This window comes from Cupriavidus sp. GW823-FHT07B10 (assembly GCF_058794355.1).
This window is the reverse complement of the sequence record NZ_JBXAGS010000023.1, coordinates 16,187-37,248: the sequence shown is the minus strand read 5'-3', so window position 1 is coordinate 37,248 and position 21,062 is coordinate 16,187. Positions and strand designations below refer to the sequence as shown.

Annotated in this window: 22 protein-coding genes and 1 tRNA gene; 21 read left to right on the top strand and 2 right to left on the bottom strand. The window is 65.3% G+C overall.

Translation table 11 applies throughout. The features are described 5' to 3' along the window. Positions 1-7: 7 nt before the first annotated feature. The 18 genes from fabG to nagZ all read left to right on the top strand — a co-directional run bounded on the left by fabG (position 8) and on the right by nagZ (position 15,942). Positions 8-757, top strand: a complete 750-nt coding sequence (gene fabG, locus AC1Q6V_RS30770; RefSeq protein ID WP_010814679.1) for a 3-oxoacyl-ACP reductase FabG — start codon at positions 8-10, stop codon at positions 755-757. 170 nt (positions 758-927) lie between these two features. Further along, on the top strand, positions 928-1,167 hold the full coding sequence (gene acpP, locus AC1Q6V_RS30765; protein WP_008644813.1) for an acyl carrier protein: 240 nt from the start codon (positions 928-930) through the stop codon (positions 1,165-1,167). 190 nt (positions 1,168-1,357) lie between these two features. Beyond that, positions 1,358-2,590, top strand: coding sequence for a beta-ketoacyl-ACP synthase II (gene fabF, locus AC1Q6V_RS30760; RefSeq protein WP_454750348.1), 1,233 nt, complete (start codon positions 1,358-1,360; stop codon positions 2,588-2,590). 52 nt (positions 2,591-2,642) lie between these two features. After that, positions 2,643-3,116 (top strand): hypothetical protein, encoded by a 474-nt coding sequence (locus tag AC1Q6V_RS30755; RefSeq protein ID WP_231881359.1) that lies wholly within the window; start codon positions 2,643-2,645, stop codon positions 3,114-3,116. Between the two features lie 111 nt (positions 3,117-3,227). After that, positions 3,228-3,827 carry an RNA polymerase sigma factor RpoE gene (gene rpoE / locus AC1Q6V_RS30750; RefSeq protein ID WP_010814682.1) on the top strand — a complete coding sequence of 200 codons (600 nt, stop codon included), beginning with the start codon at positions 3,228-3,230 and terminating at the stop codon, positions 3,825-3,827. A gap of 115 nt (positions 3,828-3,942) precedes the next feature. Next, positions 3,943-4,569, top strand: coding sequence for a sigma-E factor negative regulatory protein (locus tag AC1Q6V_RS30745; protein WP_010814683.1), 627 nt, complete (start codon positions 3,943-3,945; stop codon positions 4,567-4,569). Positions 4,570-4,577: 8 nt separating this feature from the next. Continuing rightward, entirely contained in the window at positions 4,578-5,657 is a 1,080-nt protein-coding gene (locus AC1Q6V_RS30740) for a MucB/RseB C-terminal domain-containing protein (RefSeq protein ID WP_011615723.1), read from the top strand. 133 nt (positions 5,658-5,790) lie between these two features. Next, positions 5,791-7,275: a DegQ family serine endoprotease gene (locus tag AC1Q6V_RS30735; protein WP_010814685.1), complete on the top strand. Its 1,485-nt coding sequence runs from the start codon at positions 5,791-5,793 to the stop codon at positions 7,273-7,275. A 15-nt stretch (positions 7,276-7,290) separates the two neighbouring features. Continuing rightward, a complete protein-coding gene (locus AC1Q6V_RS30730) occupies positions 7,291-7,575 on the top strand; it encodes a glutaredoxin family protein (protein ID WP_010814686.1) in 285 nt (94 codons plus the stop codon). A 208-nt stretch (positions 7,576-7,783) separates the two neighbouring features. Further along, the gene (lepA, locus tag AC1Q6V_RS30725) at positions 7,784-9,577 is read left to right on the top strand and encodes a translation elongation factor 4 (RefSeq protein WP_010814687.1); all 1,794 of its coding nucleotides are present in this window, start codon (positions 7,784-7,786) and stop codon (positions 9,575-9,577) included. Between the two features lie 95 nt (positions 9,578-9,672). Further along, on the top strand, positions 9,673-10,572 hold the full coding sequence (gene lepB / locus AC1Q6V_RS30720) for a signal peptidase I (RefSeq protein WP_011615721.1): 900 nt from the start codon (positions 9,673-9,675) through the stop codon (positions 10,570-10,572). 50 nt (positions 10,573-10,622) lie between these two features. Next, on the top strand, positions 10,623-11,015 hold the full coding sequence (locus AC1Q6V_RS30715; RefSeq protein WP_037024639.1) for a DUF4845 domain-containing protein: 393 nt from the start codon (positions 10,623-10,625) through the stop codon (positions 11,013-11,015). 1 nt (position 11,016) lies between these two features. Then, complete coding sequence (rnc, locus tag AC1Q6V_RS30710) at positions 11,017-11,787, top strand: ribonuclease III (protein ID WP_010814690.1); 771 nt, start codon at positions 11,017-11,019, stop codon at positions 11,785-11,787. Further along, positions 11,784-12,722: a GTPase Era gene (era, locus tag AC1Q6V_RS30705; protein WP_010814691.1), complete on the top strand. Its 939-nt coding sequence runs from the start codon at positions 11,784-11,786 to the stop codon at positions 12,720-12,722. The genes rnc and era overlap by 4 nt, the downstream gene beginning before the upstream one ends. Before the next feature lie 19 nt (positions 12,723-12,741). After that, a complete protein-coding gene (gene recO / locus AC1Q6V_RS30700; protein WP_010814692.1) occupies positions 12,742-13,635 on the top strand; it encodes a DNA repair protein RecO in 894 nt (297 codons plus the stop codon). Between the two features lie 41 nt (positions 13,636-13,676). Next, positions 13,677-14,459, top strand: a complete 783-nt coding sequence (gene pdxJ / locus AC1Q6V_RS30695; RefSeq protein WP_439670797.1) for a pyridoxine 5'-phosphate synthase — start codon at positions 13,677-13,679, stop codon at positions 14,457-14,459. Further along, a complete protein-coding gene (acpS, locus tag AC1Q6V_RS30690) occupies positions 14,456-14,878 on the top strand; it encodes a holo-ACP synthase (protein ID WP_010814694.1) in 423 nt (140 codons plus the stop codon). Before pdxJ ends, acpS begins: the two co-directional genes overlap by 4 nt. Positions 14,879-14,892: 14 nt before the next feature. Next, positions 14,893-15,942, top strand: coding sequence for a beta-N-acetylhexosaminidase (gene nagZ, locus AC1Q6V_RS30685; RefSeq protein WP_011615718.1), 1,050 nt, complete (start codon positions 14,893-14,895; stop codon positions 15,940-15,942). A gap of 88 nt (positions 15,943-16,030) precedes the next feature. Here nagZ and efp read toward each other — a convergent pair whose 3' ends face one another. Further along, a complete protein-coding gene (efp, locus tag AC1Q6V_RS30680) occupies positions 16,031-16,591 on the bottom strand; it encodes an elongation factor P (RefSeq protein ID WP_010814696.1) in 561 nt (186 codons plus the stop codon). Positions 16,592-16,803: 212 nt separating this feature from the next. Beyond that, entirely contained in the window at positions 16,804-17,961 is a 1,158-nt protein-coding gene (earP, locus tag AC1Q6V_RS30675; RefSeq protein WP_454750347.1) for an elongation factor P maturation arginine rhamnosyltransferase EarP, read from the bottom strand. A 106-nt stretch (positions 17,962-18,067) separates the two neighbouring features. On the opposite strand from earP, the gene uvrC reads away from it, so the two are divergent. The 3 genes from uvrC to AC1Q6V_RS30660 all read left to right on the top strand — a co-directional run bounded on the left by uvrC (position 18,068) and on the right by AC1Q6V_RS30660 (position 21,060). Next, positions 18,068-20,110: an excinuclease ABC subunit UvrC gene (gene uvrC / locus AC1Q6V_RS30670; protein WP_010814698.1), complete on the top strand. Its 2,043-nt coding sequence runs from the start codon at positions 18,068-18,070 to the stop codon at positions 20,108-20,110. A 103-nt stretch (positions 20,111-20,213) separates the two neighbouring features. Continuing rightward, on the top strand, positions 20,214-20,813 hold the full coding sequence (gene pgsA, locus AC1Q6V_RS30665; RefSeq protein WP_013957352.1) for a CDP-diacylglycerol--glycerol-3-phosphate 3-phosphatidyltransferase: 600 nt from the start codon (positions 20,214-20,216) through the stop codon (positions 20,811-20,813). Between the two features lie 171 nt (positions 20,814-20,984). Further along, positions 20,985-21,060, top strand: a tRNA-Gly gene (locus tag AC1Q6V_RS30660). Positions 21,061-21,062: the final 2 nt, after the last annotated feature.

Sequence of the window (21,062 nt, the reverse complement as noted above, 5' to 3'; positions counted from 1 at the left end):
CATCCGCATGACCAAACTTCTCGACAACCAGGTTGCGCTGGTCACCGGCGCCTCGCGCGGCATCGGCCGCGCCATCGCGCTGGAACTGGCCCGCCAGGGCGCCACCGTGATCGGCACCGCCACCAGCGAAGCCGGCGCGGCCGGCATCACCGATTACCTCGGCGCCGACGGCCTGAAGGGCAAGGGCGCCGTGCTCAACGTCAATGACGCGGCCGCTTGCGACGCGCTCATCGACGAGATCGTCAAGACCCACGGCGGCATCGGCGTGCTGGTCAACAATGCCGGCATCACGCAGGACCAGCTGGCGATGCGCATGAAGGACGAGGACTGGCTGGCTGTGATCCAGACCAACCTGACTTCGGTGTTCCGTCTGTCGCGCGCGGTGCTGCGCCCGATGATGAAGGCCCGCCAGGGCCGCATCATCAATATCACTTCGGTGGTAGGCTCGGTCGGCAACCCCGGCCAGATGAACTACTCTGCTGCCAAGGCGGGCGTGGCGGGCATGACCCGCTCGCTGGCCGCGGAAATCGGCAGCCGCAACGTGACCGTGAACTGTGTCGCGCCGGGCTTTATCGACACCGACATGACCAAGGCGCTGTCCGAAGAGCAGCATGCTTCGCTCAAGACGCAGATTCCGCTGGGTCGCCTTGGCCAGCCGGAGGATATCGCCAACGCGGTGGCCTTCCTGGCTGGCCCGCATGCCGCTTACATTACCGGCACTACGCTGCATGTGAACGGCGGGATGTACATGAATTAATGGGGTTTTGGCTGGCTGGTTTCGGGGGAGAAGCCCGAAGAAGCCGCCTGAAGTAGTAGTTTTCCGAACCAAACGGGCGCGATTCTTGCAAAGCTTGGCAGGCGGCATTTCTGTCGCCTCAAACCTGCTAAAATGCGCCCACTTTTTGTCGAACTTCCCTGGAGGGTTACATGGACAATATCGAACAACGCGTCAAGAAAATCGTGGCAGAACAGCTTGGCGTGGCCGAGGCAGATATCAAGAACGAATCGTCGTTCGTGAACGATCTCGGTGCGGACTCGCTGGACACGGTTGAACTCGTGATGGCGTTGGAAGATGAATTCGGCATGGAAATTCCTGATGAGGAAGCCGAAAAGATCACGACCGTGCAACAGGCTATCGACTACGCCACCGCGCACGTCAAGGCCTAAGCCCGTCGTCTCTGCATTCCGAGCCACAGAAGGCAGGTGGGCGGGCCGTTGCGGCCGCGCCTTGCTGTTTTCTGTGGCTTTCGTCTGTTTGAAGAAGCAGAATGGAATGTGCTTCGCCGCGCGGCCCGCAAGGCCGGCGGCGGGCTGATCTCCGTTCCGTTCCCGTTTCACGCACCCGTAGGAAAACATAGTGAGCCGTCGTCGCGTCGTCGTCACTGGGCTTGGCCTTGTGTCTCCGGTCGGAAACACGGTTGCCGAAGGCTGGGCCAACCTGGTTGCCGGCAAGTCCGGCATCGCCACCATCACCAAATTCGATCACTCCGCGCTTTCCGTGCACTTTGCCGGTGAAGTGAAGGGTTTCAATGCCGAGGACTACATCCCGGCCAAGGAAGCCCGCGCGATGGATACCTTCATCCATTTCGGCATTGCGGCCGGCACGCAGGCGCTGAAGGACAGCGGCCTGGAAGTGACCGAAGCCAATGCCGAGCGCATCGGCGTGCTGGTCGGCTCGGGCATCGGCGGCCTGCCGTTGATCGAAGAGACCCACGCCGTGCTGACCGAGCGCGGTCCGCGCCGGATTTCGCCGTTCTTCGTGCCTGGCTCGATCATCAACATGATCGCCGGCCACCTGTCGATCATCCACGGTATCAAGGGCCCGAACCTGGCTGCCGTGACGGCTTGCACGACCGGCCTGCACAGCATTGGCCTGGCCGCCCGCCTGATCCAGGCCGGCGATGCCGACGCCATGCTGGCGGGCGGTGCCGAGTCGACCGTGTCGCCGCTGGGCATCGGCGGTTTCGCCGCTGCGCGTGCGCTGTCGACGCGCAATGACGATCCGGCCGCCGCTTCGCGTCCGTGGGACAAGGACCGCGACGGCTTCGTGCTGGGCGAAGGCGCCGGGGTGATGATGCTGGAGGAGTACGAGTCGGCCAAGGCGCGCGGCGCGCGCATCTATGCCGAGCTGATCGGCTTTGGCATGAGCGGCGACGCCTACCACATGACCGCGCCGAACATGGACGGCCCGCGCCGTTGCATGGTCAATGCGCTCAAGGACGCCGGCATCAATACGGACCAGGTGCATTACCTGAACGCCCATGGCACGTCTACCCCGCTGGGCGACAAGAACGAATCCGATGCGATCAAGGCCGCATTCGGGGAGCAGGCCTACAAGATGGTGGTGAACTCGACCAAGTCGATGACCGGCCATCTGCTGGGCGGTGCCGGCGGCCTGGAATCGGTCTTCACCGTGCTGGCGCTGCACAACCAGGTGTCGCCGCCGACGATCAACCTCGACAACCAGGATCCCGAGTGCGACCTGGACTACGTGGCCAACACGGCGCGCGAGATGAAGATCGAGGTCGCGGTGAAGAACAACTTCGGTTTCGGCGGCACCAACGGCACGCTTGTTTTCCGCCGCGCCTGATCCGAGGTTGAGGCGGGCCCTTCGCGGGCTGCGCCAGGGCAGGGTCCACCCGTTGTGGTGGACCCTGTTCGTGTTTTGTGCCGGCGAAATGCTGGCGCTCGCGCTGCTGGCGCGGACGCTGGCCGCTGTAATAGCCGGCAGTCAGGCTGGTTTCCATTGGGGGCATGCCGCCATGGCGCTGGCACTCGTGCTTGCCGCAGCGGCAACGGTGCGTGCCTGGCCGGCGTGGTGGTGCAGCCTGCGCTGGCGCTGCACGGCAGTGCTGCATGCGCCCGACGGCAACGGCCCATTGCGGATCCGCCTGCAAGGGCCGGGTGATGCCCGGCACGAGGCTGTGGTCAGGCAATGCTGGCAGGCCGGCGGCGCCGCTGTCGTGCGCCTGGCGCCCGGAGCGCCCGGGATGCCCGGCGCCATCTTTCTTCCCTGGCAGGCAGGTTCGCCCGAGATGGCGCGGCGGTTGCAACGCGCCGCCAGAGTTGCACTGCGGGTGCAACCTGAGATGCCGGCAGGGGAACGATTTTGTTAGCTTGCGGTCACAGGATGCGCGTTGCTTCACCGGGCGGGCTTAGAATCGTAGGTAAAATACAACGTTTGTCGTGACGACCAAACCAAGAGATACACTGCAGGTGAGCCATACGTGAGCGAACGCGAAGCCGATCAGCTCCTAGTTGAACGCGTCCAGCAGGGCGACAAGCGGGCCTTTGAACTTCTGGTGACCAAATACCATCGGAAGATCATTCGCCTGATTTCGCGCCTGGTCAGGGACCCCGCTGAGGTGGAGGATGTGGCGCAGGATGCCTTTATCAAGGCATACCGCGCATTGCCCCAGTTCCGCGGGGAGTCGGCCTTTTATACGTGGCTGTACCGGATCGCCGTCAACACGGCCAAGAACTACCTTGCCACCCAGGGCCGCCGCCCGGAAGCGTCCAGCGATATCGATGCAGAGGAGGCTGAAACTTTTGCGGACGGTGAGCAACTAAGGGATATCAATACGCCGGAATCGATGCTCCACACACGCCAGGTCGCCGAGACGGTGAACCGCGCAATGGAGGCGCTTCCGGAAGAATTGCGGACCGCCATCACGCTGCGCGAGATCGAGGGCCTCAGCTATGAGGAGATCGCCGAAGCGATGGGATGTCCGATCGGCACGGTGCGTTCGCGGATCTTCCGGGCGCGCGAGGCGATTGCCGAGAAATTGCGTCCGCTGCTGGGAACGGCAGAGGGCAAACGGTGGTAGTAGTCGGGTAGTCAAGAAGAATGTCGTGCGGCCAGCGTTGCAGCGTATTCCTGCATCGATAAGCGACAGAAGTGACGGGATTATCGGTGTTCAATGGAATGTCTTGGGGTGGGAAATGGGTCAGGCTCATAAGCAGTCGGTTCATGTAGTGGAAGCAGCGGAGCAGATCTCCGTATTGATGGATGGCGAACTGGCGCCGCACGAAGTCGATGCCGTGCTGGGCCTCGCGAAAAGCGATGCCGGCATGTCCGACTGGGCCACTTACCAGTTGATCGGCGACACGCTGCGTTCGGAAGACCTGACGCACGCGGGTTCCACCTCTGCTTTCCTCTCTCGTTTCTCCGCGCGCCTGGAAGCCGAGCCGCATGTACTGGTGCCGGCAGTGGCGCAGGCCAGCGCCCGCCACCGCCTGCTGGTCAGGCCGTCGTGGGTGCGCCGCGTGATGCCGGGCACCGCGATCGCCGCCGCCGTGGCAGCGGTCAGCTGGGTGGTCGTGCCGCAGATGCGCGGCCCCGCCACGCTGGCCACGCCCGATGCCGTGGTGGCACGCGCCGACCAGCCGGCCAGCCCGGCCTCTGGCATCGTCACCGTGGCGGCGGAAACTCCCCAGATGATCCGCGACCCGCGCCTGGACGAATACCTGCGTGCCCATCGCACGTCGGTGGCAACGGATGCGTTCGTGCCCACCATGCGCACGGTTGCCAACGGTGCAAACTTCACTCAGGAAAATACGCAGGAATAATGCCGGACATGCATAAAGGAGGGTCGCCCGCCTATGTAGCGGGCGCGCAGAAAATCAGGGCCCTGCGTAGGTCCTTTTTTCTGGCCTTGTGTCTGAGCGCTGCCGCGGCCACCGCACAGCCTTCAGACAGTACGCTGAACCGACGCGACGCCACCGCCTGGCTCAACAAGATCCACAAAGCCGCACAGCGCGAGAACTATGTCGGCACGCTGATCTACCAGCGCGGCAGCGTCATGCACGCCTCGCGTATCCAGCATTACAGCGATCTCGTCCACAACGAGTACGAACGCCTGGAAACGCTCGACGGCAAGCCGCGCGAGGTGCTGCGTCAGAATGACGTGGTGCACAGCCTGATCCCCGAAGCCAAGCTGGTGGTGGTGGAGAAGCAGGAAGCCAAGGATCGCTTCCCGGCGCTGCTCGCCACCAACAAGAACGACGTGCTGGACCTGTACGACATGCGCAAGATGCCCGCCGAGCGGGTGGCAGGCATGGAGTGCGAGGTCTTCGCGCTGGAGCCGCACGATGCCGCGCGCTATGCGGTGCGCCTGTGGGCGGAGAAAAACTCCGGCCTGCTGATGCGCGCGCAGACCATCGGCGATGGTGGCAAGGTGCTGGAGCAGGTCGCGTTCTCGCAGGTGCAGATCGGGGTGCCGTCCGAAAAGCAGCATATCCTCGGTGCGATCAAGAATTCCAGCAGCTGGAATCGCTATGAGGTGACCTACCAGCCGACCAATATCGCCGACGAGGGCTGGTCGATTGCGGTGCCGCTCAAGGGCTTCCAGAAGATCCGCGAAGTGCGCCGTCCGCTCGGCGAGCTGCGCGCACCCGCGCCGGGCAACGCGCGCGGCCAGGTCTTCGAAGTGCTGCAGGTCGTTTACAGCGACGGGCTGACCGGCCTGTCGGTCTTCATTGAACCGGTTTCCGAGCAACGCGTGCGCCGCGAGGGCGTGGCAGCGCTCGGCGCGACCCAGGTCGTGGTGCGCCGGATTGCCGATTTCTGGATTACCGTGGTGGGCGAGGTGCCGGCGAGCACCGTGCGGCAGTTTGCGACGGCCGTGGAGTACCGCCCGCCCAAGGCGGTACACTGAGCTTGACGCAGGTGCAGCCGACGCCGCCGGACTCTGTCCCGGCGCCGGCTTCATGAAACCTGCGCAGGGGTCCCCGCCACGGGATCACATCCAGACGGTTTTTCTTCTATTCGCTGAATCCCGGGAGTTGTCGATGATGTTCAGATCTCCAGCCCTGGCGCGGGCCGTGGTCATGGCTGCCATGATGCTGCTCGGCCCGACTGTTGCCGAAGTCAGCCATGCCCAGGCTGCCGCCTCCAACTACAACCTGCCCGATTTCACCGACCTGGTGGAAAAGGCCAGCCCGGCCGTGGTCAATATCCGCACCACGGAACTCGTGCGCCAGCGCGGTGCACCCGGCGGCGATGACGAGATGGCGGAATTCTTCCGGCGCTTCTTCGGCGTGCCGATGCCCGGTGCCCCGGCGCCCGGCGCCCCCCGCCGCGGCCAGCCGCCGCAGCAGGAAGAGCAGAGCCGCGGCGTGGGTTCGGGCTTCATCATCAGCCAGGACGGCTACGTGATGACCAACGCGCACGTGGTGGCCGACGCCGAAACCATTTATGTGACGCTGCCCGACAAGCGCGAATTCAAGGCCAAGCTGATCGGCTCGGACAAGCGCACCGACGTGGCGCTGCTCAAGGTCGAGGCCAGCGGCCTGCCGCGCCTGCCGCTGGGCGATTCCAACAAGGTCCGCGCCGGCGAATGGGTGCTGGCGATCGGCTCGCCGTTCGGGCTGGACAACAGCGTGACCGCCGGCATTGTCTCGGCCAAGGGCCGCGACACGGGCGACTACCTGCCGTTCATCCAGACCGACGTGGCGGTCAACCCCGGCAATTCCGGCGGCCCGCTGATCAACCTGCGCGGCGAGGTGATCGGCATCAACTCGCAGATCTACAGCCGCAGCGGCGGCTACATGGGTATCTCGTTCGCAATCCCGATCGACGAGGCGATGCGCGTGTCCGAGCAGCTCAAGAGCTCCGGGCGCGTGACGCGCGGGCGCATCGCCGTGGCGATCGGTGACGTCACCAAGGAGGTGGCCGATTCGCTGGGCCTGGGCCGTGCGCGCGGCGCGCTGGTCGGCAGCGTCGAGCCGGGCGGTCCTGCCGAGAAGGCGGGCATCGAAGCCGGCGACATCATCCTCAAGTTCAACGGCCGCGATATCGAGCGGGCCTCGGACCTGCCGCGCATGGTGGGCGAGACCAAGCCGGGCACGCGCGTGCCGCTGCAGCTGTGGCGCAAGGGCGCGGTCCGCGAGGTCACCATCACCGTCACCGAGCTGGAGCCGGACGGCAAGGCCAAGGCTCGCAGCGGCGCAACGCCCAAGGACGACAGCGCGGCACAGGCCGGCAAGCCCAATGCGCTTGGCCTGGTGGTCAACGACCTGCCCGAGGCACGCCTGAAGGAGCTCAAGCTCAAGTCGGGCGTCGAGGTGGAAGTGGCCGACGGCCCGGCGCTGCGTGCCGGCATCCGTCCGGGCGACATCATCCTGCGCCTGGGCGATACGGATGTGACCAACGCCCGCCAGTTCAACGAGCTGGTGCGCAGCCTGGACAAGAACCGGATTGCCGCGGTGTTCGTGCGGCGCGGCGATGCCACCCAGGTGCTGACGCTGCGTCCGGGCGCCACGTCCAGCCGCTGATCCGCAATGGCCGGTATGCCTGCGCTGACACTGTACGGCCGGGCATACTGCCACCTTTGCGAAGACATGAAGGTCGCGCTGGAGCCGCTCCGGCGCGATTTTTCTTTCGCCCTGCACGAGGTGGATGTCGATGCCGATGCGGGGCTGGAAGACCGCTTTGGCGAACTGGTGCCGGTGCTGATGCCGGGCACCCCAGCAGACTTGCAGGGCGGCGCCGTGGAGCTTTGCCACTATTTCCTCGACGAAGCTGCCGTAAGGGTGTGGCTTGCCGCACATGGCAGCGCGCGCACAACCCGCTGATCCCCGTCGGTAACCGCCGCCAACCGCGCCACGCCGCCATTTGACGACCCGGAAGTCATTGAAAATCCGGTAAAATTGCGGATTGGCGCAAAAATTGCACCCCCCGAACCTGCGGTACGCCCGCGCCCGCCTTGCGGTGCGCGGCGCCGGGCCGCTCAACCGCTTGTTGCCGCGCGGGCTCTCACGCCGGCGCCCCCCTGAACACTAGATGGACCATATCCGTAATTTCTCGATCATTGCCCATATCGACCATGGGAAGTCCACCCTGGCCGACCGGATCATTCAGCTTTGTGGAGGGCTGTCGGATCGGGAGATGGAAGCGCAGGTCCTCGATTCGATGGATATCGAAAAGGAGCGCGGCATCACCATCAAGGCGCAGACCGCTGCGCTCAGCTACAAGGCGCGCGACGGCAAGGTCTACAACCTGAACCTGATCGACACCCCGGGACACGTCGACTTCAGCTATGAAGTGAGCCGCTCGCTGTCCGCCTGCGAAGGCGCGCTGCTGGTGGTCGACGCCTCACAGGGCGTTGAGGCGCAGACCGTGGCCAACTGCTACACCGCGATCGAGCTGGGCGTGGAAGTGGTGCCGGTGCTGAACAAGATCGACCTGCCGCAGGCCGACCCCGATAACGCGATCCAGGAGATCGAGGACGTGATCGGCATCGACGCGCAGGACGCCACGCCGTGCTCGGCCAAGACCGGGCAGGGCGTGCAGGACGTGATCGAGGCGCTGATCGCCAAGGTGCCGCCGCCCGAGGGCGACGCCGACGCGCCGCTGCAGGCGCTGATCATCGACTCGTGGTTCGACAACTACGTCGGCGTGGTGATGCTGGTGCGCGTGGTCAACGGCACCCTGCGTCCCAAGGACAAGGTACTGCTGATGGCCAACGGCTCACAGCACCTGGTCGAGCAGGTGGGCGTGTTTACGCCGAAGTCGATCCCCCGCGATGCGCTGACGGCGGGCCAGGTGGGCTTTGTCATCGCCGGCATCAAGGAACTGAAGGCGGCCAAGGTGGGCGATACCATCACCACCATGCAGCGCAAGGCCGAAGCGCCGCTGCCGGGCTTCAAGGAAGTCAAGCCGCAGGTGTTCGCCGGCCTGTACCCGGTTGAGGCCAACCAGTACGAGGCGCTGCGCGAGTCATTGGAAAAGCTGCGGCTCAACGATGCCTCGCTGATGTTCGAGCCGGAAGTGTCGCAGGCGCTGGGCTTCGGCTTCCGCTGCGGCTTCCTCGGCCTGCTGCACATGGAGATCGTGCAGGAGCGCCTGGAGCGCGAGTTCGACATGGACCTGATCACCACCGCGCCGACGGTGGTGTACCAGGTCGAGATGCGCGACGGCACCGTGATCACCGTGGAAAATCCGGCGAAGATGCCGGACCCGAGCAAGATCGAGGCGATCCTGGAACCGATCGTCACCGTCAACCTGTATATGCCGCAGGAATATGTCGGCTCGGTGATTACGCTGTGCACGCAGAAGCGTGGCTCGCAAATCAACATGAGCTACCACGGCAAGCAGGTGCAGCTGACCTACGAGATCCCGATGGCGGAAATCGTGATGGACTTCTTCGACCGCCTGAAGTCGGTGTCGCGCGGCTATGCGTCGATGGACTACGAGTTCAAGGAATATCGCCCGTCGGACGTGGTCAAGGTCGACATCCTGATCAACAGCGACAAGGTCGATGCGCTGTCGGTGATCGTGCACCGTTCGAACTCGCAATACCGCGGCCGCGAGGTCGCAGCCAAGATGCGCGAGATCATTCCGCGCCAGATGTACGACGTGGCGATCCAGGCCGCCATCGGCGCGAATATCATTGCGCGCGAAAACGTCAAGGCGCTGCGCAAGAACGTGCTGGCCAAGTGCTACGGCGGCGACATCACGCGCAAGAAGAAGCTGCTGGAGAAGCAGAAGGCGGGCAAGAAGCGGATGAAGCAGGTCGGTACGGTCGAGATCCCGCAGGAGGCTTTCCTGGCCATCCTGCAGGTGGATGACAAGTAAGAAGGCGCCGCGAGCAGGGCAGTGCCACGCGCGGCGGCTTGCCGCCGTGGTGAAAGAACAGGCTGTACCAGGATTTCAAAAAACCAGAAGCCGTCATGAATTTTGCACTGATCCTTTTTGTGCTGGTGGTGATTACGGGCGTCGCGTGGGTTGCGGACAAGCTCGTGTTCGAGCGACAGCGCCGCTCTTCGGCGCGGCTGGCGCTGGCCGAATTCGATTCGCGCCAGGCCGACCTGCAGGGCCGCTTCGGCGCGGCGGAAGCTGACGCCACGCGCAAGCGCCTGGCCGAGGAAAAGCTGCGCCAGCCGTGGTGGCTGGAATATTCGGCCAGTTTCTTTCCGGTGATCCTGGCGGTGTTCGTGCTGCGCTCGTTCGTGGTCGAGCCGTTCAAGATCCCGTCCGGCTCGATGATCCCGACGCTGCTGATCGGCGACTTCATCCTGGTCAACAAGTACGAGTACGGCATCCGCCTGCCGGTGGTGAACAAGAAGGTCATGGACATGGGCGAGCCGCAGCGCGGCGACGTCATGGTGTTCCGCTACCCGAAAGACCCGTCGCTCGACTACATCAAGCGCGTGATCGGCGTGCCAGGCGACGTGGTGCAGTATGCCAACAAGCGCCTGACCATCAACGGCAAGCCGGCCGAGTACGCCGCGCTGCCGGATTTCCTGGACGAGGAGCGCCTGGCATATTCCAGGCATTTCCGCGAAAAGCTGCCAGGCAGCGTCGATCATGGCATCCTGAACGACGCCGACCGCCCGGCGTTTATCGCGGGGGCGGACCCGGATTTCCCGTACCGGGAAAACTGCACTTACAATCAGCAGGGCGTGACCTGCAAGGTACCTGCAGGTCACTATTTCGTCATGGGTGACAACCGGGACAACAGCCTGGATTCCCGTTTCTGGGGGTTCGTGCCGGATGAGAATATCGTCGGCAAGGCCTTTGTGATCTGGATGAACCTGGGCAATTTCGGACGCGTGGGAACGTTCAAATAAGAATCCCCGCGGCGCAAGAACACTCAACGCAAAACGAGGACGAGCGCATCATGGGTCAACTTGGGAAGGTGGTGGGCAGGAATCCGGTACGACGCCGGGCAGGCATGGGCGGGTTTTCCGTCTGGACGCTGCTGGTGATCGTGGTGTTCGTGATCGGGGTGGCCTTGCCGGCCCTGCGCGCGATCCCGAGCCTGGTGGAGTATTTTTCGGTCAAGCGCGCCGCCAGCTATGCCAAGCAGCGCGCCGCCAACAAGCGCGAAGTGGCCGATTTTTTTGAAAAGCAGGCAGCCATCGACCGGATTACCGCAGTCAAGGCCGAGGACCTCCTGATCCGGGAAGACGAGAACGGCACCATCCAGTCGGTCGATTTCTCGTACCGGACCGAGGTGCCCGTCTACGGACCCCTGAGCCTACTGATTACCTATTCAGGAACGCAGCACTGATATGAACCTTGACGCCTTGCAGCAACGACTCGGCTACCGATTCAGCAAGCCCGAATTGCTGCAACAGGCGCTGACGCACCGCAGCCACAGCGCCCAGCACAACGAACGCCTTGAATTCCTGGGCGATTCGGTGCTCAACTGCGCCGTGGCCGACATGCTCTATGGCATGTTCGGCAAGCTCGACGAGGGCGACCTGTCGCGCGTGCGGGCCAACCTGGTCAAGCAGCAGGCCCTGTACGAGATCGCCCAGATGTTGCAGCTGTCCGACACGCTGCGCCTGGGCGAGGGCGAACTCAAGAGCGGAGGCTTCCGCCGTCCGTCCATCCTCGCCGATGCGCTCGAAGCGATCGTCGGCGCGGTCTTCCTCGACGCCGGCTTCGACGCCGCGCGCGCGCTGATCCGCAAGCTCTATATCCCGATCCTGGAGCAGGTCGACCCGCGCACGCTGGGCAAGGACGCCAAGACCCTGCTGCAGGAATACCTGCAGGGCCACAAGATCGCCCTGCCGCAATATAACGTAATCGCCACACACGGGGCCGCGCACAGCCAGCAGTTTGAAGTCGAGTGCACGGTGCCTAAACTGGAAGTCCGGGTGTTTGGCACCGGCGCCTCGCGGCGCGCTGCCGAGCAGGCCGCCGCCAAGCTGGCGCTGGACGAAGTCCAGAAGCTGGTGCCGCAGCTGCTCAAGCGCAGCCGCGCCGAGCGCACCGGCAAGACCCGCAAGCAACCCGTGCCGCAGGACCCACAGCTGTCTCTCAGGTTGAAGGAATGACCGAATCTACCCATCCGCAGCAAGACGCGGCGGATACCCCGGCCGCGGCGTTCCGCTGCGGCACCGTGGCCATCGTCGGCCGCCCCAACGTGGGCAAGTCCACGCTGATGAACGCGCTGGTCGGCCAGAAGATCAGCATCACCTCGCGCAAGGCGCAGACCACGCGTCACCGCATCGTCGGCATCCAGACCACGGATGACGCGCAGTATGTGTTCGTCGACACGCCGGGCTTCCAGACCCGCCACGCCAGCGCGCTGAACCGTTCGCTGAACCGCGCGGTCACGTCCACGCTGTCGTCGGTGGACCTGGTCCTGTTCGTGGTCGAGGCCGGCTACTACGGCGCCGACGACGAGAAGGTGCTGTCGCTGCTGCCGAAGAACACGCCGGTGCTGCTGGTCGCCAACAAGCTGGACCGCGTCAACGGCGAGAACCGCCTGGAAGTGATGATGCCCTTCCTGGAAAAGATGGGGCAGCAGTTCCCGTTCCGCGAAGTGGTGCCGATGACGGCCAAGACCCACGACCATATCGCGCGCCTGTTCGAGATCATCCGGCCCTACCTGCCGGAAGGCGAGCCGATGTACGACGCCGACGCCATGACCGACCGCAGCGAGCGCTTCCTGGCCTCGGAGATCATCCGCGAGAAGGTGTTCCGCTGGACCGGCGACGAGCTCCCGTACACCAGCACCGTGATCATCGACAAGTTCGAGACCGAAGGCCGCCTGCGCCGCGTCTTTGCCACCATCCTGGTCGAGCGAGACGCGCACAAGGCCATGATCATCGGCAACAAGGGCGCCAAGCTCAAGCAGATCTCCACCGAGGCGCGCCTGGACATGGAAAAGCTGTTCGACGGCAAGGTCTACCTGGAAATGTGGATCAAGGTGAAGAGCGGTTGGGCCGACAACGAAGCAGGGCTGCGCGCGTACGGCTACGAGTGAGCACAACAGCGAGCGACCAGTGAGCAAGACGGCTGACATCGCGCGCGCGCCGGCGCCGGCGCCACGGTCCCGCCGCGCCGACCCCGTGGTCGACGAGGCCGCCGAACTGCTCGACAGCAGGGCGCTGCCCGGCATGGCCGACGCTGCCGCGCGCGCGATGATGGATCGTGCCATGCGCATCGTGCCGGCCCGGCCCGAGTCGCGCGTGGCCGAGCAGCCCGGCTTTGTGCTGCACGCCTGGCCGTATCGCGAGACCAGCCTGATCCTGGACCTGTTCACGCGCGACTACGGCCGCATCTCGATGGTGGCCAAGGGCGCCAAGCGCCCGCACTCCGCGCTGCGTGCGGTGTTGCAGCATTTCCACCCGGTCTCGGTGTCATGGAGCGGCCGCGGCGAGGTCAAGACACTGACCAAGGCCGAGTGGGTCGGCGGCATGCCGCCGCTGGCCGGCGATGCGTTGCTGTCGGCGTTCTACCTGAACGAGCTGCTGATGCGCTTCTGCCCGCGCGAGGATGCGCATCCGGCCTTGTTCCGCCATTACCTGACGACGCTGACGCGGCTGGCGCACGGCGAGCAAGCCGGGCTGGTGCTGCGCAGCTTTGAACGCGTGCTGCTGCAGGAAACTGGCTTCGCGGTTGCCTTTGACCAGTGCCTGAGCACCGGCGAGCGGGTCCAGCCGGGCCTGGACTATGTCTACCAGCCAGAGCGCGGCGTGCGCCGCGCGCAGCCGAGCGACCCGTCGTCGTGGCCGGTGGTGACCGGCCAGACCCTGCTGGACATGGCGCAGGACGATTACAGCCGCGCGCAGACCGCCGCGCAAAGCCGCGCGCTGATGCGGTTCCTGCTGCATTATTATCTGCAAGGCGCGCCGCTGAAGACGCGCCAGATTCTGATCGACCTGCAGTATCTCTGACCGACTCAAGAACCATCCGACTTACTCCTGCACCTGCTCGCATGATCTTCCACGCAAATCCGGGCGTCATCGACCTTGGCGTCAATATCGACCACGTCGCCACGCTGCGCAACGCGCGCGGCACCGTGTACCCCGATCCCATCCGTGCCGCGCTGCTGGCGGAACAGGCCGGCGCCGACCTGATCACGCTGCACCTGCGCGAAGACCGCCGCCATATCCGCGATGCCGACGTGCGCGCGCTGCGCCCGCAACTGGCCACGCGCATGAACCTGGAATGCGCGCTCACGCAGGAGATGCTCGACATCGCCTGCGAGATCCGTCCGCAGGACGTATGCCTGGTGCCGGAGCGCCGCGAGGAAGTGACCACCGAGGGCGGGCTCGATGTGGCCGGGCGTTTCGAGCAGGTCAAGGCGGCGTGCGCGCAGCTGGCCGGTGCCGGCATCCGCGTGTCGCTGTTCATTGATGCCGATGCCGACCAGATCGCCGCGGCGGCCGCGTGCGGCGCGCCGGTGATCGAGCTGCATACCGGCCGCTATGCCGATGCGCATACGCCCGATGAGCAGGCGCTCGAGTTCCGCCGCATCGCCGATGGCGTCGATGCGGGCCAGAAGCACGGCCTGGTGGTCAACGCCGGCCATGGCCTGCACTACACCAATGTGCAGCCGATCGCCGCGCTGCCCGGCATCAAGGAGCTGAACATCGGCCACGCGATCGTGGCGCATGCGGTGTTCGCGGGCTGGGAGAACGCGGTGCGCGAGATGAAGGCCATCATGGTCGCCGCGCGCCTGGGCACGCGCTGTCCTGCCGCGGGCGCGCCGGCGTGATCTACGGCGTCGGCACCGACATCATCCAGATCGCCCGCGTGCAGGGCGTGATGGAACGCACCAACGGCCGTTTCGCCGAGAAGGTGCTGGGCCCCGATGAGCTGGCCAAGTACCACGCGCGCAAGGCGCGCTCCGAGAAGCGCGGGCTGGCCTTCTTGTCCACGCGCTTCGCTGCCAAGGAGGCGTTCTCCAAGGCCATTGGCCTGGGCATGCGCTGGCCGATGACGTGGCGCGCCATGGAGCTGATGAACCTGCCGTCCGGCGAGCCCACGCCGATATGCCATGGCGAGCTGGCCGCATGGCTGGCGGAACGCGGGCTATCCGTGCGGGTCAGTGTCAGTGACGAGCACGACTTTGCCGTCGCCTTCGCCATTGCCGAGCGTGCGGGCGGGGCGGCTTCCCAACCTACAGCCTTGTGAATCCAACAACTTCCATGTCCAAGAAGAACTCTGGCAAGCGGCCGGGCCCGGTGGTCCTCGACGTCGTCGGCAAGCAGCTCGACGCGGAGGACTTGCGCCGCATCGCGCATCCGCTGACCGGCGGCGTGATCCTGTTCGCGCGCAATTTCGAGTCGCGCGCGCAACTGCAGGCGCTGACGCGCGCCATCCGCGCGGTGCGAGACGACGTGCTGATCTGCATCGACCATGAGGGCGGGCGCGTGCAGCGCTGCAAGACCGACGGCTTCACCCACCTGCCGGCGATGCACTGCCTGGGCGAGCTGTGGGAGCGCGACGTGCTGGCCGCGACCAAGGCCGCCGTGGCCTGCGGCTATGTGTTGGCCGCCGAACTGCGCGCCTGCGACATCGACCTGAGCTTCACCCCGGTGCTGGACCTGGACTACGGCCGCAGCGCCGTGATCGGCGACCGCGCTTTCCACGCCGATCCGCGCGTGGTGTCGATGCTGGCCGGCCACCTGAACCATGGCCTGCTGCTGGCCGGCATGAGCAACTGCGGCAAGCACTTCCCTGGCCACGGCTATGTCGAGGCCGATTCGCACGTGGCGATCCCGGTCGACGAGCGCTCGCTGGACGAGATCCTGGAGCAGGATGCGCGCCCGTACGAGTGGCTGGGCCTGTCGCTGTCGTCGGTGATGCCGGCGCACGTGATCTACCCCAAGGTCGACCCGAACCCGGCCGGCTTCTCGCGCTACTGGCTGCAGGACGTGCTGCGCGCCCAGTTGGGCTTCGAGGGCGTGATCTTCAGCGACGACCTCAGCATGGAAGGCGCCAGCGTCGTCGGCAATGTCACCGAGGCCGCGCGCGCCGCGCTGACCGCGGGCTGTGACATGGTGCTGATCTGCAACCACCCGGAGCGCGCCGACCAGTTGCTGACCGAGCTGGACGTGGGCATCGACAAGACCTCGCAGCGCCGCATCCGCAAGCTGTTCGCGCGCAGGAAGCCGCTGGACTGGAACAAGCTGCACCAGGAGGGCGAGTACCGCGCCGCGCTGCGCACGCTGAAAGAGCACGACCTGATCGCCTGAACGGGGCCGCGTGCACAAACAAAAATGGCAGCCGAGGCTGCCATTTTTGTTGACCGGCCCCGCGCTGAGGCGGGGTGAGGCAAGCGCCTTAGTTGGCGCGGCTGCGGTATTCGCCGGTGCGGGTGTCGATTTCGATCTTGTCGCCGATGTTGCAGAACAGCGGCACTTGCAACTCGAAGCCGGTGTTGATCTTGGCGCCCTTGAGCACCTTGCCCGACGAGGTGTCGCCCTTGACTGCCGGCTCGGTGTAGACGATCTCACGGACCAGCGTGGTCGGCATTTCAACCGAGATGGCCTTGTCGTTGTAGAACACCACTTCAACGTTCATGCCGTCTTCGAGGTAGTTCAGCGAGTCGCCCATGCTGTCCTTCTCGACTTCATACTGGTTGTAGTCGGCGTCCATGAACACGTACATCGGGTCAGCGAAGTACGAGTAGGTGCATTCGCGGCGCTCCAGCACCACGACTTCGAACTTGTCGTCGGCCTTGAACACCGACTCGCCCGGTGCGTCCGTCAGCAGGTTCTTGTACTTCATCTTGACCACAGCGGCGTTGCGGCCCGACTTGTTGTATTCGGCCTTCTGCACGACCATCGGATCGCCGCCGATCATGAACACGTTACCGACGCGGAGTTCCTGTGCGATTTTCATCTGAACTGTTTTCCTGAAATAGAAAGTAGGAATTTGGAATGGCGAAGGCGCGCTGCCGGCATCACCTGCGGTGAGCCTGTGAGCCCCAACGAGAGGCGTTCACGCGCTCGCGACCCCGTGCTCAGCTTGCATTCAGGTCTTCGCCCAGTGTCGGTCTGACGCCTGGGAAAGGCCCTGGTTCTCCGGCCCAGGTCGCCATTTGAATCAACCGATCATTTTACCCGATTTTCGCAAAACGCCACCAGGTTGGCGGCAAGATCGCCAGGATGCTGCAAACGCCGCTCCCAGCGCGCTGCGATCGCGGCAAGTGCCGGCAGGTGCGCACGCAGACGCGGCCAGTCCACGGCATTGCCGTAGCCGTTCCAGGCGTGCCAGAAGTCCGTCAGCGCGGCCGCTGCTTCCGGCGCCACGCCGCCCTGGCCGAACAGGTCGAGCCAGGCGTCCAGCTTGACCCGGTGCGCGGCATCGTCCTGCGGGTAGATATGCCACACCAGCGGCCGCGCCGCCCATTGCGCGCGCACGAAGGAATCCTCGCCGCGCACGAAGTTCAGGTCGCAGGCCCACAGCAGTTCGTCAAAGTGCTCCTGGCGTACGAAAGGGATCAGCTGCAGGCACAGGCTGCCGCGTTCCACCGGGTCGCCAATCCGCAGCGGGGCAGCCAGCCATTCGGCGACCTGGTCCGCGGCCAGGCCTGCGGGCACCAGGCAATGGACCGCCTCGGCGGCATCGCGCCACTGCTCCAGCAGCGCGGGCAGGGCCGGGTTGCGGTAGGCAAACAGGCTCACGCGCAGCGCATCGGGCCGGGGCGTCACGCTCAGCCGGTGCCACAAGGCCGCCTGGGCAGCCGTGCCGCCGAGGAAGGCGGCGCGCTGCGCGCCCAGCATCGATTCCCGCAGCAGGCCGCCGGTGCCGGGCTCGAAGCCGGGGAAGAAGAAATGCTTCACCAGCGGCAGCCGGGGATGGGGCGAGGGCATCGCATGGTGCTCCCGTACCCAGGGCTCGGCGCTCAGGTATTCCAGGTTGATCCAGGCGGGTTTGGGGTCACGCGCGGCCATGCGGGCCAGGAAGGCTTGCGGCACATCACAGGCGAAGGCTTCGATGACGGCATCGTGTGGCTCGACCCCGGCGGTGTCATCCACGCTGTCGCCACCCGGCCGCCACGGACGGATCTCCACGCCCGCCAGGCGCTGCACCGTGGCGCCGGTATCGAGTTCCGGCGCCAGCCGCGCGAAGCTGGCCAGGTCATCGACCCACAGCCGCACCGCGTGCCCGTGTTCCTGTGCGAGCTGGCGTGCCAGCCGCCAGCAGACGCCGATGTCGCCGAAATTGTCGATCACGGTGCAGAAGATGTCCCAGGAGCGGATAGGCATGGCGGGTGAGGGGCGGGCGGGGCGCGCGCTGAATTGCTCTAAACTTGCGATTTTAGAGGCCATGCCGTTTTGATGCGCGCAGGCCGTGTAGCGGTCACCGTCCCCAATGTCCGACCAGCAACCCGATTCCCCAAATCCCGCCGACGAAGTTCCGGCCGAAGCGGCGGCCGCCCGGCCAGCCGAGGTGACTGCCGAGGCGGCTGCTGAAGCGCCGCCGGAGCCGTTCGACCCGCGCCCGGTCATTTCCCGCCTGCCCGGCCTGCCGGGCGTGTACCGCTATTTCGACGCGGCAGGCAATGTGCTGTACGTGGGCAAGGCGCGCGACCTGAAGAAGCGGGTGTCGAGCTACTTCAACAAGACCCAGTTGTCGCCGCGTATTGCGATGATGGTGGCGCGCATTGCCCGCATCGATACCACGGTGGTGCGCACCGAGGCCGAGGCGCTGCTGCTCGAGAACAACCTGATCAAGGCGCTGGCGCCGCGCTATAACATCCTGTTCCGCGACGACAAATCGTACCCGTTCCTGAAGCTGACCGGGCACCGCTTCCCGCGCATGGCGTACTACCGCGGCGCCACCGACCGCAAGCATCAGTACTTCGGGCCGTTCCCGAGCGCCTATGCGGTGCGCGAGAGCATGCAGATCCTGCAGAAGGTGTTCCAGCTGCGCACCTGCGAGGACACCGTCTTCAACAACCGCACGCGGCCGTGCTTACTGCACCAGATCCATCGCTGCACCGGTCCGTGCGTCAACGCCATCAGCGAAGAGGACTACGCGCGCGACGTCGCCAATGCGGCGCGCTTCCTGCAAGGCCGCCAGACCGAGGTGCTGGAAGGCCTGCAGGGCAAGATGGAACAGCACGCCGAGCGGCTGGAGTTCGAGCAGGCCGCGGCCGTGCGCGACCAGATCGCGGCGCTGTCGACCGTGCTCAAGCGCCAGGCGGTGGAAGAGGTAGGCGGGCAGGCGCGCGACATCGACGTGCTGGCCGTCGCCGTGGAGGGCGGGCGTGCCTGCGTCAACCTGGCCATGGTGCGCGGCAGCCGCCATCTGGGCGACAAGGCCTACTTCCCGGCCCATGCCGACGAAGCGGCGATGATCGTCGAGGATGCCGATGAGCGCGAGGATGACAGCGCCGCCGCCGCGCCGCCGCTGACCGTCGACCGCATCGCCACCCGGGTGCTGTCGGCCTTCATGGTGCAGCACTACCTGGAGCAGCCGGCGCCGCCCATCATCGTCGTCAGCCATGCGCCGGACGATGCCACGGTGCTCGAGGCGCTGACGCTGCACGCCGGGCGCAAGGTCACGCTGGTGCGCCAGCCGCAGGGCCAGCGCAAGGTCTGGCTGGAGATGGCGCAGCAGGGCGCCGCGCTGGCGCTGTCGCGCCGGCTGGCCGAGCAGGGCAGCCAGGAGGCGCGTACGCGCGCGCTGGCCGAAACCATCGGGCTGGACCTGGAAGACCTGGCGCTGCTGCGCGTGGAATGCTTTGACATCAGCCATACCGCCGGCGAGGCCACCCAGGCATCGTGCGTGGTGTACCACCACCACGACATGCAGAACAGCGAATACCGCCGCTACAACATCCAGGACATCATTCCCGGCGATGACTACGCGGCCATGCGCCAGGTGCTGACGCGGCGCTACCAGAAGCTGGTCGAGCAGATCCAGGAAGACGGCGGCATGGAGGCCGGCAGCGAAGCCGCGGCGCAGGTGCCGCAGATCGTGCTGATCGACGGCGGCAAGGGACAGGTCGAGGTGGCACGGCAGGTGTTCGAAGAACTCGGGCTGGATATCGGCCTGCTGGTCGGCGTGGCCAAGGGCGAGGGCCGCAAGGTCGGCCTGGAGACGCTGGTGTTCGCCGATGGCCGTCCGTCGCTGGAACTGGGGCAGGGCAGCGCCGCGCTGATGCTGGTGGCGCAGATCCGCGACGAGGCGCACCGCTTTGCCATCACCGGCATGCGCGCGCGCCGCGCCAAGACGCGCACCACCTCGAGGCTGGAAGAGATCGAGGGCATCGGCGCGCGCCGGCGCCAGAAGCTGCTGACCCGCTTCGGTGGGCTGCGCGGCGTGATGGCCGCCAGCATCGACGAACTGGCCAGCGTCGAGGGCATTTCACGCGGCCTGGCCGAAGAGATCTACCGGCAGTTGCACTGAGCGCGCGGGGCCGCGCGGTGGGAAATTGACCAGTGATGGTCGATTGGTCCGGAAATCGGCGACAATCGCAAGATTGGTTACCGTCCCCCGCCGCCCGAGTTCCATGCCCTTCAATTTCCCGATCCTGCTGACTTGGCTTCGCGTCGCCATGATTCCCCTGGTGGTTGGCGTGTTCTACCTGCCCGACGCGTGGCTGCCGATGCACGCCAAGAACCTGACGGCGGCGTCGTTCTTCATCATTGCCGCGGTCACGGACTGGCTGGACGGGTTCCTTGCGCGGCGCTGGAACCAGACCTCGTCGTTCGGGGCCTTCCTGGATCCGGTCGCCGACAAGCTGATGGTGACCGCGGCGCTGCTTTCGCTGCTGGCACTGGGCCGGGTCACGGACCTGATCGCGCTGGTGATCATCGGGCGCGAGATCACCATTTCGGCTCTGCGTGAATGGATGGCGCAGATCGGCGCCTCCAAGAGCGTCGCGGTGAACTTCCTCGGCAAGCTCAAGACCACGGTGCAGATGGTGGCGATCCCGCTGCTGCTGTACAGCGACCGCCTGCTCGGCTTCGATGCCCACCTGCTCGGCACGTGGATGATCTACGTGGCGGCGGTGCTGACGCTGTGGTCGATGTTCTATTACATGAAGCTGGCCTGGCCGCAAATCCGCGAGCGCAGCGGGATGGTGGCGCGCGCCGGCGCGCAGAAATGAAAAGAATATTTGAAAAGGTGTTGACGGCGAGAGCAGTTCTTTGCATAATCTCATTCTCGTTGCTGACGACACAAACGAAAGCAGCGAGATAAGGTGGGTTTAGCGCAAGATGTTGTGAGATAGCAGCGTGTTGCGGCATAAAACACCTTATTGGAATTCGGTAGTGCCCCTGCGGGAGTAGCTCAGTTGGTAGAGCGCAACCTTGCCAAGGTTGAGGTCGCGAGTTCGAGACTCGTCTCCCGCTCCAAG

Coding starts and splice junctions, on each gene's coding strand:
- earP (WP_454750347.1), bottom strand. CDS start 17,961: ATGCCTATCCGCTCCTGGGACATCTTCTGCACCGTGATCGACAATTTC.
- lepA (WP_010814687.1), top strand. CDS start 7,784: ATGGACCATATCCGTAATTTCTCGATCATTGCCCATATCGACCATGGG.
- rnc (WP_010814690.1), top strand. CDS start 11,017: ATGAACCTTGACGCCTTGCAGCAACGACTCGGCTACCGATTCAGCAAG.
- AC1Q6V_RS30740 (WP_011615723.1), top strand. CDS start 4,578: ATGCATAAAGGAGGGTCGCCCGCCTATGTAGCGGGCGCGCAGAAAATC.
- AC1Q6V_RS30730 (WP_010814686.1), top strand. CDS start 7,291: ATGCCTGCGCTGACACTGTACGGCCGGGCATACTGCCACCTTTGCGAA.
- AC1Q6V_RS30735 (WP_010814685.1), top strand. CDS start 5,791: ATGATGTTCAGATCTCCAGCCCTGGCGCGGGCCGTGGTCATGGCTGCC.
- uvrC (WP_010814698.1), top strand. CDS start 18,068: ATGTCCGACCAGCAACCCGATTCCCCAAATCCCGCCGACGAAGTTCCG.
- pgsA (WP_013957352.1), top strand. CDS start 20,214: ATGCCCTTCAATTTCCCGATCCTGCTGACTTGGCTTCGCGTCGCCATG.
- pdxJ (WP_439670797.1), top strand. CDS start 13,677: ATGATCTTCCACGCAAATCCGGGCGTCATCGACCTTGGCGTCAATATC.
- era (WP_010814691.1), top strand. CDS start 11,784: ATGACCGAATCTACCCATCCGCAGCAAGACGCGGCGGATACCCCGGCC.
- fabG (WP_010814679.1), top strand. CDS start 8: ATGACCAAACTTCTCGACAACCAGGTTGCGCTGGTCACCGGCGCCTCG.
- AC1Q6V_RS30745 (WP_010814683.1), top strand. CDS start 3,943: ATGGGTCAGGCTCATAAGCAGTCGGTTCATGTAGTGGAAGCAGCGGAG.
- AC1Q6V_RS30715 (WP_037024639.1), top strand. CDS start 10,623: ATGGGTCAACTTGGGAAGGTGGTGGGCAGGAATCCGGTACGACGCCGG.
- nagZ (WP_011615718.1), top strand. CDS start 14,893: ATGTCCAAGAAGAACTCTGGCAAGCGGCCGGGCCCGGTGGTCCTCGAC.
- acpP (WP_008644813.1), top strand. CDS start 928: ATGGACAATATCGAACAACGCGTCAAGAAAATCGTGGCAGAACAGCTT.
- efp (WP_010814696.1), bottom strand. CDS start 16,591: ATGAAAATCGCACAGGAACTCCGCGTCGGTAACGTGTTCATGATCGGC.
- lepB (WP_011615721.1), top strand. CDS start 9,673: ATGAATTTTGCACTGATCCTTTTTGTGCTGGTGGTGATTACGGGCGTC.